Genomic DNA, 15,897 nt, shown 5'->3' on the forward strand with positions numbered 1-15,897 from the left:
GCTGCATCGATTAACTACCAGACTCTTGACGGTTCGGCAAGTTCAGCAGGCACAGCAGCCGATTACACTAGCGCGACAGGGGTGTTGAATTTTGCTGCGGGGCAAACTACCGCTAGTTTCACCGTGCCGGCTTTGACTGATGCGATTTCGGAATCGGCGGAAACGGTGAATTTGGTGCTCTTCGGTGGCAATGTCAGTAGTCCGTCAATTTTGACGATTAATGATGTGCCCCCAACTGGGACGACGGTAACTCCGACGCCGACTCCAACTCCAGTAACATCAACAGCAACCCAGTTTGTTTTTAGTGCGGCTACTTTCACCACTCCGGAATCATCTGGCTTTGCTACGGTGACAGTCAATCGCATCGGTTCCACTACGGCTGCCGGAACCATTAGCTACAGTACTCTTGACGGCAGCGCCCTATCAACTGGAGGAACTGCGGCTGATTATGCGTCTACTGCTGGTGTACTCACCTTTGGCCCTGGGGTAACTTCCACGACGTTCAGCATCTTTGTCAATCCTGATACTGTGCCTGAAATGACTGAGAGTGTTAACCTATATCTCAACAACGGCCCCGTCGGCACTCCGTCAACAGCAAGACTAGACATTATTGACGGTAGCAGCAGTGCATCTGGCAATGTCTTCCAGTATAGTGCGTCTGATTACGGCTCGATCGGCGCTCAGGGGGGCGGCACAACGGTTACAGTTACCCGCTCAAGCGGCTTAGGTGCAGCATCGATTGATTATATTATTCTGGCGGGTACTCCAGCAGGCACCGGCCCTGCACCTGTATATGGTAACGACTACCTGCTTAACCCGGGCGGCCCCACTGGCGGCACGTTGTCCTTCGCCAACGGCCAACTCAGCCAAACCTTTACTATTCAAGACAACCCATTTACTACCAATAATGGGATTGTGCGCTTAGGTCTTGCTAACCCCACTGCGGGCTACAGTTTCGGCAGTACAGCGGCAACAAGTATCACTCTCATCTAAGGCTGTTAGTAGGGCGAGGAATCCTTGCTCTACTAATATGTCCCGCAAGTAGTTAAATGCTTTTTATCAGTCTGATTCCTCACTACAGCTTTTTTCAAGAAAGTGAGGTACGCGGGTAAAATCTTCGCTAGCTTAACAGCAGCGAGCATTGTCGCCCAATTACTGAATTTCGTTCGGGTAGTGCGCGAGACAGCAACAAAGTTAGCAATGTCAGGCAAGATGCGATTCCTTGCAAGGTGGCCCTACCGATATTGAGAATAACAATATCACCAACGCTAATATCGTATTGCTGGGGTAGGTGCTAGTTTCGTCGTTTTCAACCCATTTGCTGTTTAGGTCTTATACAACCCTTTCAAGGTGGTACTCTTAGATGCTACGCCCGTTATTCGAGTACGACCTTGAACCCTTGTATATTGAAAGAATTAGATGGCGATTTGCCATTGGGTGGGGGTTTTTGAGATAGTCGGTTTTTGGCAATTATTGTTCGTAAAACCCGCCCCTAAAATTATCGATTGGATATTATTGTTTTTTTGGGCTTACCTACTTAATCCTTAATTTGTTGATAAGCTTGCTGACACTGTTCAAACGTTGAGGCGTCAGCTTCCGTATTCCCAAAATATAGTTGTTCGTGTATTCTTATCAAAGTTTCATAAGGCACTGGCTGGGGTAATTGCTGGATTAATTGTAAATATTCGTCATCAGTGCAACTGGGTTTGTAAACCACGGTTCCGGTATCATTTAACCGCTGCAACGCCGCCATGTAAAGACAGCGGCAAGCTTGGCGGTATTTGCCTTGTTGCTGCAATTTTTGCGATCGCAACAACCACTCTGCTACCAATAAATCTTTAATTTTTTTTTTTCGCACTTCCATCAGTTGTTTGATTCCTCTTTTGGAAATTATGAATATAAAAACGTAACAGTTGCCAAATCTGCCAACTCGCCCAGACTGCAAGCAATGCTAAGATTAACCAAAAAGCGGCTTTAGCGATCGCCCCCTAGATGGGGGAATCAAACCAAGATGGCAATTTGACATTCGATATATTTCGGGCATTTTTTAGTTCCCACCACTCCTCCACTCGCTGTTGCCACTGTCCTAATTGCCAACCCAAATTAGTTTTATCACAGGAAGTTTCAGAGATAGCTTTACATCACTTAATTGATTGGGGCTTGTGGATTTTGGATTTTTTTACTCGATCGTCTTACTGCACATTTTTTACAGCTTTTAAGTTGCTATTAACTAATTGACTGCTCGATCGCAATTTCCATCCAAAACTCACTACCTCGATCGCCCAACCGATCGAACTTGCTTTACATACCACACCTATTTGCTTTTTGTCAAGCTATCTATCTCTGTTTTGGGATGCTTAACTGAGTGATAGGAAATTTGATAAAGATTTACAAAAAAAACGTGTCAGAATGAAGACAATAAGGTAGTGGGTAACAGACAAGGAGGCACTGATGGTAGCGCTGACTGAACGAGTCCAACGCAGATTGACGGTGGAAAAAGTCGAAATTGCCCCTGACACAACGGCAATTCGATGCCTGGACTGGGATAGAGACCGCTTTGACATCGAATTCGGACTCAAAAACGGTACAACTTACAACTCATTCATCATTCGCGGTGAAAAAACCGCCCTCGTCGATACCTCGCACGAGAAGTTTCGCCAGCAGTACATGGAAACTCTGACGGGCGAAATTGACCCCAAAGATATTGACTATCTAATTATCAGCCACACCGAACCAGACCACAGCGGTTTAGTCAAAGATGTGTTGGCGCTGGCACCCCAAGCCATTGTCGTGGGGGCAAAAGTTGCTATTCAATTTTTAGAAAACCTTGTACACCAACCATTTGAGCGATTGGTGGTCAAAAATGGGGACAAATTAGATTTAGGAAACGGCCACATTATCGAATTTGTATCCGCGCCGAACTTGCACTGGCCCGATACTATTTTCAGCTACGACAGCAAAACTCAAGTGCTGTTCACCTGCGACGCTTTCGGGATGCACTACTGTTCCGACAGCACCTTCGATGACGATTTAGCAGCAGTTGAGGAAGATTACCACTTTTATTATGAATGTTTGATGGCTCCCAATGCTCGATCGGTACTCGCTGCGATGAAGCGGATGGCAGAATTGGGAGAAATCGGTACAGTTGCAACCGGTCACGGGCCCTTGCTGCGGCACAATGTGGTGGAACTTACCGGGCGCTACAAAAAGTGGAGCCAAGCGCAAGCTAAGGCAGAAACCACTGTAGCGGTATTTTACACCTCTGACTACGGATTTAGCGATCGGCTCAGCCAAGCGATCGCCCACGGTATCACCAAAACCGGTGTCGCTGTGGAAATGATGGATTTGAGAATCGCCGACTTGCAAGAAGTCCGCGAACTTGTGGGTAATGCTGCCGGCATCGTAATTTGTTCGCCGCCGAGTAGTGGGACTGCTGCTGCGAATGCCGAAGCTGCTATCAACACAATTTTAGTTGCGGCTAACAACAAACAATCTTTCGGTTTGTGCGAATCCGGCGGCGGCGATGACGCATCAATTTATCCACTGCGAAACAAGTTCAAAGAGTTGGGTTTAAAAGAAGCATTTCCCAACATTTTAATTAAAGAATCACCGACAGAAGCGAGTTATCAACTTTGCGACGAAGCCGGCACCGACTTAGGACAGTGGCTGACGCGGGACAAGGCTGTCAAACAGATGAAATCTCTCGACAGCGACCTCGATAAAGCTTTGGGACGAATCAGCGGCGGACTGTACATCATCACCGCCCAAAAAGGCGACGTTAGCGGTGCGATGCTGGCTTCTTGGGTAACTCAAGCAAGTTTTAAACCGCTGGGTTTAACAATAGCAGTAGCGAAGGATCGGGCGATCGAATCGATGATGCACGCGGGAGATAAATTTGTTCTCAACGTGCTGGAAGAAGGCAATTATCAAACTTTGATGAGGCACTTTTTAAAGCGTTTTGCTCCTGGTGCCGATCGATTTGCCGGAGTTAAAACTCAACCTGCTACCAACGGTTCTCCCATTTTGACAGATGCTTTGGCGTACATGGAGTGCGAAGTAGTCAGCCGGATGGAACTTTCGGACCATCATATAGTATATGCGATCGTCGATAGCGGCCGCGTCTCCAATCCCGATGCACTGCCTGCCGTTCACCACCGCAAAGTCGGAAATCACTATTAGTAAGCAAGTTCGGCAACGAGCAGTGTACGCGGGGTTGAACGGATTTAACGGACTCTTTCTCAGGGAAGAAACGTGATTTCTTGTACGCAGCGACTCTCAAAGTAAGGTGCAACCTAAGCACCTTACCAGGCTCTCAAAGTAGGGTGCAATCTAAGCACCTTACCGGGCAAACCGTTGTCATTTTGACTCCATTTTAACTAGGGGAATTGCCAATGCCTGCCAATCTTTTAGAAGACCGAGATTACACAATTATTATTGCCAGAAGCGATGCCAGCCGAGACGCCCAACATCCTTGGTACGAGGAATGGGTAGAAGCACAGGCATCTCTGATCGACTTAGCAAAAAAATGTCAGGAATTTGACACCGACGGCATCACTCTTTACGAAGCTTCTACTCCTATGTGGAAGTATAAAAATTCCAATGTTGCCCGGTTAGCTGAAATTTTGCAGCGACAAAATACGGAACCGGATTCAGTAAAGCCGACTACAATTCATTTGGAAGAAGCTCTTAAAGCAAGTTTTAGCGATTATTTCGCCAACAAAACAGATGGCAAAGGGAAGAAAGGAGCAATAATTGTTGCAGTCGTAGATCAAAAACCAGAAAATACCGCTGCTGTCGCTGAAATTATTGTAAGTGCAGCAAATAAAATAGATAAAGACGAAGAAATTGGAGTCAGCTTTATCCAAATTGGAGATGATTTGAAAACCAGGGAATTTCTGACTGACCTGGATACCAATTTACAGGGTAGAGGTGCAAGGTTTGACATTGTAGATACCAAGTTTTGGCACGAAATCAAAAGAAGTTCTGTAGTTCAGTTTCTCATAGGTGCAATTAATGACTAACACTTTGACTCCAAGACTCGCATCTAATGCCAAACCCCGCGACGTGCAGTTTATCCCGATCGCACTCGATACTTTTATTGTGCGATCGCGCACTTGGGACAGACTCAAATTTGAAGTCGAGTATTCGCTGCAAAAGGGTACGACAGCAAATAGCTATATTATTCAAGCTGACAAAACTGCTTTGTTCGACCCGCCGGGGGAATCTTTTACTCAAAATTACCTGGAATTTTTGCAGCAACGGGTGGACTTGACAAAGCTGGATTACATAATTTTGGGGCATTTCAATGCTAACAGGTCAGTAACAATTAAAGCTCTGTTAGAATTAGCTCCTCAAATAGCTTTGGTTTGCACGAATCCAGCAGCAATTAGTTTGCGCGCCGCTTTTCCCGACCAAGAATTAAACATTATGATCGTTCGGGGAGAAGAAACTCTCAACTTAGGAAAAGGTCACGCCTTAAAATTCATTGCGACTCCGACTCCTCGCTGGCCAGATCAACTTTGCACCTACGATCCGCAAACTCGAATCGTATTCACTGACAAACTATTTGGAGCTCACGTTTGCGGCGATCAAGTATTTGATGAAGGGTGGACTGTTTACAGCGAAGATAGGCGGTATTATTACGATTCCCTGCACGCATCTCAAGCAAAACAAGTGCTGGCAGCAATGGATAAATTCGCCGATTTACCCACAGCATTTTATGCTCCCGGTCACGGTCCGATCGTCCGTTACGGCCTTAATGAACTGAGCAATTTGTATCGGGAATGGAGCCAGCAACAAAATTCAAAAGACTTGACAGTTGCTTTGATTTATGCTTCGGCTTACGGAAATACGGCGACTTTAGCGCAGGCGATCGCCAAAGGAATTACGAAAGCCGGCGTTGCGGTGGAAAGTATTAACTGTGAATTTGCCGAACCGGGAGAAATTAAAGAGGCGATCGAAAAATGCGCGGGATTTATCATCGGAACTCCCACTCTAGCAGGACACGCTCCGACGCAAATTCAAACTGCTTTGGGAATTGTTTTATCTACCGCAACTAAAAGCAAACTAGCCGGGGTTTTCGGTTCTTTCGGCTGGAGTGGAGAGGCGATCGACTTAGTGGAAAACAAGCTGAAAGATGCCGGCTATCGAATTGGATTTGAGCCGATTAGAGCCAAATTTAAGCCGACGGCGGCGACAATTCACGAGTGCAAAGAAGCGGGAACAGATTTTGCTCAAGCTTTGATTCGATCGCAAAAATTGCGGGCACCGAAACCGCAGTTAGCAGCGGGTAGCGATCGCACTGAACAAGCAGTAGGGAGACTCGTTGGTTCGCTGTGCGTACTCTCGGCGAAGCGGGGGGAGGTTAGCAGTGCGATGCTGGCTTCCTGGGTGTCGCAAGCAACGTTTAATCCGCCCGGTGTGACGATTGCGGTGGCAAAAGATCGATCGATCGAAGCTTTGATGTACGCCGGAGATAAGTTTGTGCTGAATATCTTAGCCGAAGGGCGACAGTTGCGGAAGTATTTCATGAAAAACTTTGCTCCGGGAGAAGACAGATTTGCGGGAGTCGAAACAATGGAAGCTAGCAACGGCTGTCCAGTTTTGACTGATGCTCTAGCTTATCTGGAATGCGAAGTGATAAGTCGGATGGAATGTGGCGATCACTGGGTAGTTTATGCGGCGGTTGAAAACGGTCATTTGCTGAAAAATGACGGGGTAACAGCGGTGCACTACCGGAAATCTGGGAGTCATTATTAAATCGAAACAATCTCGCAGAAACCTGTTGTTGTAGGGCGGTACCCTTGTACCCCCTCTTATTTCTTTTTACCCTGCCCTTCGACTTCGCTCAGGAACCGAGACTTGACCGCTCGCGTAGCCGAAGGGCATTATTCCTGATGCTAAGATAGCTTTTTAAGTTCTTCTGCGGTTTCGTTGAGGAGTTGCGTACTGAGTTTAACTTGAGCAAGACTACTCCCAGTTTCTGTTGCTCCTAAGTTAACATTGTTCATGGCCTCAAGCACTTGTTGAATTGCGACCGCCTGTTGGTTAGCATTCAGAGAAATCTGTTTGTTGTTCAAAAATACTTTGTCGATCGCATCTGCTACACCCGCAAAAATTTCAGTTGTCCCTTGAGCTTGTTTAATACCTTGCTCCGCTGTTTTTGCTCCTTCATTCGTTACTATCACCGTATGGTCGATCGCCACTTGAATTTCTGTCACCAGAGTATTAATTTTCTCGGCTGATTTTTTGCTTTCCTCAGCTAGTCGGCGAATTTCTGTCGCAACTACAGCAAAACCCTTACCATTTTCGCCAGCACGGACTGCTTCGACTGTGGCATTGAGAGCCAGCATATTGGTTTGGTTAGCGATATCGGCTACTAGGTCAGAAATTCCACCAATTTTAACAGCATTGTCGCTCAAATAGGTAATCTGTTTGGCGATCGCTCCTACTTTTTCTTGAATAGTTACTATCCCCTTCATGGTATTTTCTACGGATTTATTACCGGAATCAGCTAGTGTTAGCGCTTGATGAGCCGAGACTGCTGATGCTTCTGCTTGCTTGGCTGAAAGTCCCGAAGCAACACCTAACTCATTCATCGTCGCAGTCGTTTGATTCACAGCATTAGCTTGTTGAGACACAGTATGTTCCTGCATCGCCACGGCGGCTGCGATTTGCGTTGAAGAAGAGACAATCTTCCTCACAGATTGTACTATTGGGTTAACAATCTCACGGCTGACGATCGCAGTCAGGGATGCTGCGGACAACAAAGCGAAGATGAGAGTAAGCAGTAGCAGGACAGTCAAATCCCCTATCTTCGCTTCAATTCGATCGTGTTTTGTTGCGCCGACTTTTCGCTGAAGGTCGATTAGTGCTGAAAAGTCCTTAACGGTTTCGGCACCAAAGGGAGTTGTCGTAGCTGCGCGATACTCTGCTGCTTCCTTAACTTTGCCTGCTTGCTGCAACTCAAACCACTTAGGTCTGGCTGCAACATACCTTTGATAAATATCTTGCACTTTTTTGAAAGCTGCTTGCTCTTCGGCTGTGAGTTCACCTTTAGCATATTCTCGCAGGCTATCGTCAATTATTTTGTATAACTGTGGCTCTTGCGCCAAAATTTCCGCTCGCTTTTCAGGTTGAACTATAAACTGGGGGAAGCCGTAACGCAGCTTCCACAAAGCTGACTCGGCGTTGGCTAGAGCAACTGTCCCCTTAACTTGATATGTGTACAATTTCTCCGCATCTTCGGCTAGTTCAACTGTGTTTCGCCAACCCACAAACCCCACACCTGCGAGTAAGGCTATCAAAGCTCCAAAGCTAGCCAATAATTTAGCCCGAATCCCTAAGTTCATTGGATTTTAGATTTTATATTAAACAGAATAAGGAATAACGAAGAACTAGGCTTTGTCAAGCTCAGCATTCTTTTCCGGCCACAGATAAATAGCGCCAGAAATCAAAGTTAAAGCCACAGAAACCCAAAAAGCAATTAATGCCGGAACACTCCACGCCTCAGATAGAGGAGCAATTAAAAGTGCGATCGCCACAATCTGACTCACCGTCTTCAACTTCCCCCAAATATTAGCTCCCGAAATCGTAGTTTTATTAACACGCCACCCCGCAATTGTCAACTCCCGACCCAAAATTAAAAACACTGCCCAAGCCGGCACTCTACCCAACTCAATCAACACTAAAAGTGGCGCGAGAACCAACAATTTATCCACCAAAGGATCGAGAAACTTACCCAAATCGGTAATTTGATTCAGCTTCCTAGCCAAATAGCCGTCCAGCCAATCAGTAGCCGCAGCTACCACAAAAATCGCGGTGCAAACCCAGCGGCTTTGAGCGCTTGGGTCGTACAAACCGTAGAGCAGGAAAGGTACTCCCAGCAAGCGAGAAAAAGTAATCAAATTAGGCAAATTCATAATAGATAGGACTAAGGTCAACTGGAAAATTACACAAAGGTATATAGTTGAGCTTTAGCGCTCTTAGCTTAGGAAAGAGCCCTCAAGCGCAACTACCTACATAAAATTTAACCCTATTTGTGACAGTTGGTCTTAATCTTCATATAAAGAAGTTAGCCAACGAAACAGTGTAAGGTATTTAACGAATGTAACCTATCTCAGCAAGAAGTCAGAAGTCGATCGCGCAATTCATTAACTGTCGATCCAGTTCTATGATATAATCTCGACCGTAAGATTGATTTTCTAATCCTTGTACCAGATTTTCTGGCAGGTCTTGGGCAATTTCACTGCTACAGGAACCAGCAGCTAAAGCAATAGTTGCTACTGTATCGACATCTCCCGAAAAGGCAATGCAATCTTGGAGCAGTTTGCTCATACTATCATTTCGCATGACGGCAGTAATAGCTGCTCTAACACAGACCAAACCTTTAACGCTGACTTCTCCTTGCCAAGGTATCGACCACTCACCAGCTACGTGCTTTTCTAGAAAGTTTCCCAAATTCTTCTTTAAACCTAGCTGATAAATAAAGTAATGGGACATCAAAGCTGCTGCTATAGCTGCATTAATGCCATCAGGAGTGTTGTGAGTAATTGCAGCTTGAACGGTAGCATTTTCGATGACTTTTTCAATAGTAGGAAAAATGCCAATGGGGCCTGCTCGCATCGCAGATCCGCTTTTATCGCTAGCAGAGTGAATTTTTTCTAAGAATTCTTTTCCGTCTTGAACTTGTAGCAAAAAATTGTAAAATTTGCCAGCATAACCAAATCGCCGATCGCGCCTAAAAGCTTCAACAAATTTGCTGGCTAAAAGTTCCGGTGTCCAAGGTTCTCGGCTGACGATCGCTTCTGCGACGGCTAAACTCATCTGCGTATCGTCGGTGTAACATCCAGGCTGGATGTCGTGATGGGGATGCTTGATGTAACCGTTGAGATTGTTGTACAATTCGATCGTCTGCCGGTCAACAAATTCAAAACCCGCACCGTAAGCATCACCAATCGCTAATTCTATTAACATATATTTAATCCGTTTCCTACTATTTCATTCCATGTTTTTTCCTAAAATTTAAAATCCAAAAACACCCCAAAACAGTAAATATATTAACACGCACCGTTTTTACTGAAGACAACCCAAATTGTTTGGCAAATCAGAGTGATATCGTAGACAACAGACCACTTGCGCTGATAGTCGAGATCCATGAGTACAATCTCGTCAAAGTCTTTAACTCCAGACCGTCCGTTGACTTGCCACTCCCCAGTAATACCGGGTTTGACATTTAAACGTTGCCAGTGAAAATCGTCATAGGCAGCAACTTCATCAGGAGTTGGCGGCCGAGTTCCCACCAAACTCATGTCGCCGACTAACACGTTCCAGAATTGAGGCAACTCGTCCAAACTCGTGCACCGCAAGAAGCGGCCGACGCGGGTAATTCGCGGGTCATTTTCATTCTTAAAAATGTGACCCTTGGCTTGGTTGCTAACTAAATGTTTGAGATTTTCTGCACCGACAACCATCGATCGAAATTTCCATATTCTGAAATGTCGCCCTTTCAAGCTGCAGCGGACTTGACTGTAAAGCAGCGGGCCCGGATCATCCAACAGCATCGCCACTGCCACCGGCACCGCCACCACAGCAGCAATTGCCAGTCCCAGCAGCGAGCCCAAAATATCGATTAACCGTTTTACCTTGCTCGTTACGGATCGGTGATGCTGTTTTTGTGATACACAGACTCTGTAAGTAAATTCTTGAAAAAATAAGGACAGCATTTCTGATAATGATGATTTCCACGAGGCACCCATCGGAAATTTCATATGATTTGTCTCAACTTTAACGATCTCTTACGTCCATCTTATTAGCCATCCCAAATCTGCAGAGCCTGAAAGGCTGAGCTTTGCACAATCTTTAAAAATGTATAAAGTTTCTATGTGTTTTTTATAAGAACGTATAAACTTTATGTAAAGTTACGTAAATTTACAGAAAAAAGTTAGTCCAGGACGCAAAAACATCTGGTTTCGACTAGAACTCTTCCCGGAAGACAGGGAGGATTCTACTGAGAAACCGGGTTTTTTGCCGTTTAGCGATAAATATCGGTGCGAACATCCCAAGCAAGTGTTAGCGGCTCTAACAATTTTTGCTGGCTGCTAGAGGCGAGTTTGCCTAAATATTCGCGAACAACAGAGGCGTGTTCGAGATTCAAACGATAACCCCGCGAGACATCTTCAAAGAACAGCGGCTCAGCCAAAATTGCTTCCCAATCAGGATTTTGTCTCGACTCCTCGGCCAACAGCATGAAATCTTCCTCCGCAGGCACAAGTCCCGCCGGCAAATTTCCTTCCAAAATCCGCAAAATCCGGGGTTCGCAGGTGCGGGTATTCACGCCCTGACGTTCCAACAACTGCAGAATTTCCTGAAAGCTCAAAGTTTCCTCACCCAAAACCTGCATTAATTCCCACAGCAGAAAAAAGTCGCTGTACTGCTGCTGCGACAAATCCAAAATGTGAGGATAGAGAGCCAAACTCGCCAACCCGCTGGCAACTCGACCAAATTTTTTGGAAAAATTGGTACTTTGAGATACAGAATTTAATGCAGAATTGTGAATCTCAAAAATATCTCGATCGACCTGCAATTCGTGGTCTTGAACTACGATCGCATTCGGCAGCTTCTGCCGCAACCAGCGGGCGATCGCAGGCCAAGCACCCATACCACCTGCACAAATCGCCTGATTAATCCCCGCAGGCGACATTCCTGCGCGGCTGAGCAAAGCATTCAATTCGCGGTTTAACTGCTGCACAAAAGGCACTAAAACCAGACTTTCCAAATCTTTGCGCTTCACATCCCAATGCTGCTGGTCAATATCCAAAGCAAAACTTTTTTGATGTTGCAAAATAACTTTTATTTGCCTTGCTGCTTCTAACAATTGCAGGCCAAAAGCAGAACCTTGTAACCGCTGCTGCAATTGATAGCGACTCGGCAAATCTGGATGCCCCGGACGTGGCAAATCGATCGACATTCCCCAAGTTTCATTTTTAGCCAACAACTGACAGATAATATCCTGATCGAAAGCATCGCCAGCAAAACTAAAACTCTGGCAAGTAAAATCAGCACGAGTTAAATCTTGAAGATTGGACGGCAACTCAACTAAAGCTAATTCCACCGTCGCCGCCCCCGCATTCAAAATCAAAGTTCCCCCGCTAAAAGACGAAGCATTCACAGTCAGCGGTGCAGCTTCTTCAGGGTCTTTAGCAGAATCCACGGCTGACGACTCGACTTCCATGCTATTTTTCACAGGAGTTACAGCAGCCAGCAAAGTGGCGATCGCATCTTCCACCACAAAAATTTGCGAACCAGAAGCCACCAGAGACGCGCCCAAAACTGCCTCCCGCAGATTAAACATATAAACATCCGACCAGCCGGCTGGAGTCCCCAAAATTACACCCTGCAAGTCTAAAAGCGCCGCATCGAGAGTTTCTGGCGTTAGTCCCGAAGCCGTACAGATTAAATTGGAAACTGGCAATCCTGCAAAAATTTCCCTTGGTGCAGAATCTAAAACTTCCCCCGATCCGTCAAATTTTTCTCCCCCCAAACTCGGATTCAAAGTAGCCAGCAGTGCCCGCACACCTTGCAGCGGCAAGGCGATGGAAAAAGCCTGCAAGGGCGACCACTGCAAAAGCGGTTCGTACATCCCAGCAGCCTCCCGCTGATAAGGAATGCCCACCTTTAAAGGCAATTTAAAATTTTCCAGTAAAAATTCTCCTGCAGGCAAAGGCTGAGGTCGGAATCCCACCGACTTGACTGTCACCTCTGACCCTGGGTTTCCTGGGGCTGTTTCCGCCAGCACTGCAGCCGAGGGAACCCGAAAGCTGGCGTCTGCTGGGGAACCCTCAGCCTGCGATGCTTCCCAGTAAATCGGGTGCAACTGGCCGCTGGTGCGATCGAGCAAAGCCGCAGACAAGCCGCTGGAACCGAAATCAATGCCCAAATACCAGCTAGAATTCCGCCGTTCTAGGGATGGGGCGATCGCATCTGCTGCAGAATGTCCAGCCGATTCTTGCTGCTGTGTCCCGGCAAACTCGCTAAAATCGTTTTTCCCCTCAACAACTCCTGCTTTACTCTCTATCGAAATTAGTTTTTTTTTTGACTTTCTGGAGGGCTCGATCGCAGTTCGTTAGTTTCGGCAGTTTCTGGAGGGGAAGAATCAGTCAAAGGTCGATCGGTCTCGCTCAAACTAGCCAAAATCTCGTCTAGCGTCAAATTCGAGTCATCTTCCTCCGCAAACAAATCATCCTCAAGTTCGTTTTCCAAAACAAAGGGTTCATCCTCAGATGAGAGTTCCAAAACATCGGAGAACAAATCCTCCAGCGTGCCGAGTTCTTCCTCTGCGGCCTCGGCAAAGGGATTTTTTGCAATGTCATCGGGGGAACTCGCCGATAAATCCAAGCTGTTAGCGGCTGAGAAATTCGATCGCCGCGATCTAGTATTTTCCAATCCCTCCAGATTGTAGAGGTCTGCCTCCAAAAGTTCCAGAGTATTGTTGTCCAGATTTAGATCTCGATCGAGGTCATCTTCTAATGTCTCCACCGGCAGCAAATCCTCGTCCGGCGAAGCTTGGATGTACCCATCATCGAGCCGCTGCGAGGATGAGTCGAACTCGCCAGTTTGCAAGTCACCGACACTTGGTACAGCGAGCGTGGCACTGGGTCGGTGAGGGCTAACTTCTACAGGCGTTCTCAACGGCGAAGCTGCTGATTGAGGCACTGTAGCGCCGAACTGCTCGCTGATGTTTTGACCCGTTTCTATATTTTCTCGATCGTCCGCGTCAATTTGCACCTCAGCAGTTGAGGGTGATGCTTCTGAAACTTGAGGTACTGTTGCCACTTGCGGTTGAAATAAATCTGCACTATCTAAAGTTAGACTCTCTACAGAATTTTGCATTACAAATTCTGAATTTTCCTCTACTAAAATCTCTTCCAGAGATTCGCCTTCATCCAGTAGATTTACAAACAAATCTTCAGTCAATTTTAGCGATTCTGCATTTTCATTATCCGTCGCTGCTTGATATTCTACGCCTTCTCTTTTTGTCTCAATTACAGTATTTTCTACCGGAAAATTTTCTATTTGTAATTCTACTTCAGGAACCGCTTCTCCAGCGAACAAGCTTGCATACAAGTCATCAATTTCTTCGTCTGTTTCTGTTACCCTGTCATCCAATTCACCGCCAGTAAACCGAGTTGCATTTCGAGATTTTTCGGGTGTATCACCCAACACATTATCTTCCAGATCCGGGAGCAAACTTGGGGCTTGAATGCGGTCGCGGTCGCGCCTCAACTTTCTGAATTGCGGAGAAATTTCTGTACCGGCATAGGGAAATCTGTCTTGGTCTCCGAATTCGCCGGTGCGAACTTCCTGCACCGAGTCTCCCGCCAGAGTCTCTGGAGTATTTGAAAGGGCGGGAGCGATAGGAGATCGATCGGCTGCTGTTGGGGTGACGGTTTCGAGATTATTGGCTAGATCGATCGGCTGTTGAACGTAGGAAGATGCTTCTCGCCCCAACTGTGAAGCCAAGTGGTTGACCAAAGCCGCGAACATCGCCTCGCTCTGCTGGCTCAAACCGTACATATTTTCTACTTCTTGTCTCAAGGAAGCTTGATAGCTTTGCAGATTTGCTTGCAAAGCCTCGAACACTATAGCCATCCTAGAATCGAGACTCATCAGCAGACTGTCAGCACGAGATTGGAACAGTTGCATTTGCTCCAACCTCTGAGCCGGCGTCAGCAGCGGGTGTTCTTCTGAGGTTTGTCGGTTCAGTGTGACATCAATAGCCGACTGTTCATCAGGCGCACTGCCCAAAGAGTATGGTGCTGCGCTGCTTTGCAATAACTGATTTTCTAGCGAACTTAGAATTTGGGAGAAATCGCTAGTCAAGGTTTCTTCCAAGCGGGCAGTCAGTACCTGCAAGAATTCAGCAATGATTTGCTGTTGGTTGGCTTGTTGTTGAGCTAGGGATTGTTGCTGCTGCCGTTTTGCTTCTAGCTGTTTGATTTCTTGAATTAGAGCTTGCTGCTCTTGTCGCAAAGCTTCTATGTCTTCTTGGAGCGGCCCTGTCAGGCTTGAACGCAGATGGCTGATTTCTCCGGTTACGGCAAGCATGATTTGCTCTGCGGCTGAGGGGCCAGGGGCGGGCAGAGGCACTTTGGGCACTGGAACTGGTTGCGGGGGCACATTTGGGCGGGCAGGGGCCTTTGGGACTGTTAGCTTTGAGTCTGAGGAAACCAGATAAGCGCGCACTCGCTCTAAAAGTTGGCGCTGGTGGACAGTATCTATCGAACCCGTCCAAGGCAAGCGGGGTGCGGGCTTGCTGAGTACCTCGTCTATCTCAGCAATCAGTGCTTGAATTTTGTACTTCTGAGAATTCAAGGGCGGAACCTCTGGGAATGCGGCTTGGGAGAAACTTTACCGAAAAAAGACTGAATTCAGGCGGCAGCGATGCCAATAGATAGAATAATCTGAATGCGAGTCCGTCAATAATTCACTAATATTTTTTGACAACTTTTAATTAACGTTTGGCCTTCGGATAACTTCTATTGCCTATGATAGGTTAGCCGGTACTTCCGCACCAAATGCCAGCTTCTATCAATTGCAAGTGCTGTCAAATTCTGCGGCTCAGGGGCGAGTTTCCCGACCCGGAGGTTGATTCGTGCTCGTAAGAGATGCGATCCCAACGAAATTTTGTCTTCACCCGCTTGAACGGCGGGTCGCACACTGTCACCGCGAGTTTCGTTAGTATGGCGGCGCGCCACTTTCTCGTCATCTTTTACCGACTTGGAAAAAACCTCAAACAATTTGGGCTTTGGGATACCGAGATTAGGGATTGTCCCCGTATACTGGGTTTGAGTAACCTTTTATCATAGCCTTTTATCTGTATTCATGGCTAGATACTAA

General features: G+C 46.6%; 11 protein-coding genes. 4 read left to right on the forward strand and 7 right to left on the reverse strand.

All coding sequences use genetic code 11. The annotated features are described in order from the left end of the window. Positions 1–993: Calx-beta domain-containing protein (locus QUA27_RS06355; RefSeq protein WP_333067039.1), on the forward strand; the 993-nt coding region annotated here is incomplete at its 5' end. Between the two features lie 544 nt (positions 994–1,537). On the opposite strand, the gene QUA27_RS06360 is transcribed toward QUA27_RS06355, so the two are convergent. Further along, a complete protein-coding gene (locus tag QUA27_RS06360; RefSeq protein ID WP_333067040.1) occupies positions 1,538–1,864 on the reverse strand; it encodes a DUF4129 domain-containing protein in 327 nt (108 codons plus the stop codon). A 587-nt stretch (positions 1,865–2,451) separates the two neighbouring features. On the opposite strand from QUA27_RS06360, the gene QUA27_RS06365 reads away from it, so the two are divergent. The 3 genes from QUA27_RS06365 (at position 2,452) to QUA27_RS06375 (ending at position 6,759) form a co-directional block, all read left to right on the forward strand. Then, positions 2,452–4,179 carry a diflavin flavoprotein gene (locus QUA27_RS06365; protein WP_333067041.1) on the forward strand — a complete coding sequence of 576 codons (1,728 nt, stop codon included), beginning with the start codon at positions 2,452–2,454 and terminating at the stop codon, positions 4,177–4,179. Between the two features lie 212 nt (positions 4,180–4,391). Beyond that, positions 4,392–5,021 carry a vWA domain-containing protein gene (locus QUA27_RS06370; RefSeq protein WP_333067042.1) on the forward strand — a complete coding sequence of 210 codons (630 nt, stop codon included), beginning with the start codon at positions 4,392–4,394 and terminating at the stop codon, positions 5,019–5,021. After that, the gene (locus QUA27_RS06375) at positions 5,014–6,759 is read left to right on the forward strand and encodes a diflavin flavoprotein (RefSeq protein WP_333067043.1); all 1,746 of its coding nucleotides are present in this window, start codon (positions 5,014–5,016) and stop codon (positions 6,757–6,759) included. The genes QUA27_RS06370 and QUA27_RS06375 overlap by 8 nt, the downstream gene beginning before the upstream one ends. A 140-nt stretch (positions 6,760–6,899) precedes the next feature. On the opposite strand, the gene QUA27_RS06380 is transcribed toward QUA27_RS06375, so the two are convergent. From QUA27_RS06380 to QUA27_RS06405, 6 genes are all read right to left on the reverse strand, one after another. Beyond that, entirely contained in the window at positions 6,900–8,351 is a 1,452-nt protein-coding gene (locus tag QUA27_RS06380; protein ID WP_333067044.1) for a HAMP domain-containing methyl-accepting chemotaxis protein, read from the reverse strand. Positions 8,352–8,396: 45 nt separating this feature from the next. Further along, positions 8,397–8,921 (reverse strand): CDP-diacylglycerol--glycerol-3-phosphate 3-phosphatidyltransferase, encoded by a 525-nt coding sequence (pgsA, locus tag QUA27_RS06385; protein ID WP_333067045.1) that lies wholly within the window; start codon positions 8,919–8,921, stop codon positions 8,397–8,399. Between the two features lie 208 nt (positions 8,922–9,129). Then, entirely contained in the window at positions 9,130–9,984 is an 855-nt protein-coding gene (locus QUA27_RS06390; protein ID WP_510175255.1) for an ADP-ribosylglycohydrolase family protein, read from the reverse strand. Between the two features lie 74 nt (positions 9,985–10,058). After that, on the reverse strand, positions 10,059–10,769 hold the full coding sequence (locus tag QUA27_RS06395) for a sugar transferase (protein ID WP_333067047.1): 711 nt from the start codon (positions 10,767–10,769) through the stop codon (positions 10,059–10,061). Between the two features lie 263 nt (positions 10,770–11,032). Further along, positions 11,033–12,937, reverse strand: coding sequence for a hypothetical protein (locus QUA27_RS06400; protein WP_333067048.1), 1,905 nt, complete (start codon positions 12,935–12,937; stop codon positions 11,033–11,035). Positions 12,938–13,080: 143 nt separating this feature from the next. Then, on the reverse strand, positions 13,081–15,372 hold the full coding sequence (locus tag QUA27_RS06405) for a hypothetical protein (RefSeq protein ID WP_333067049.1): 2,292 nt from the start codon (positions 15,370–15,372) through the stop codon (positions 13,081–13,083). Positions 15,373–15,897: the final 525 nt, after the last annotated feature.

This window comes from Microcoleus harperi Pol14_C6 (genome assembly GCF_036701295.1).
GTDB lineage: Bacteria > Cyanobacteriota > Cyanobacteriia > Cyanobacteriales > Microcoleaceae > Microcoleus.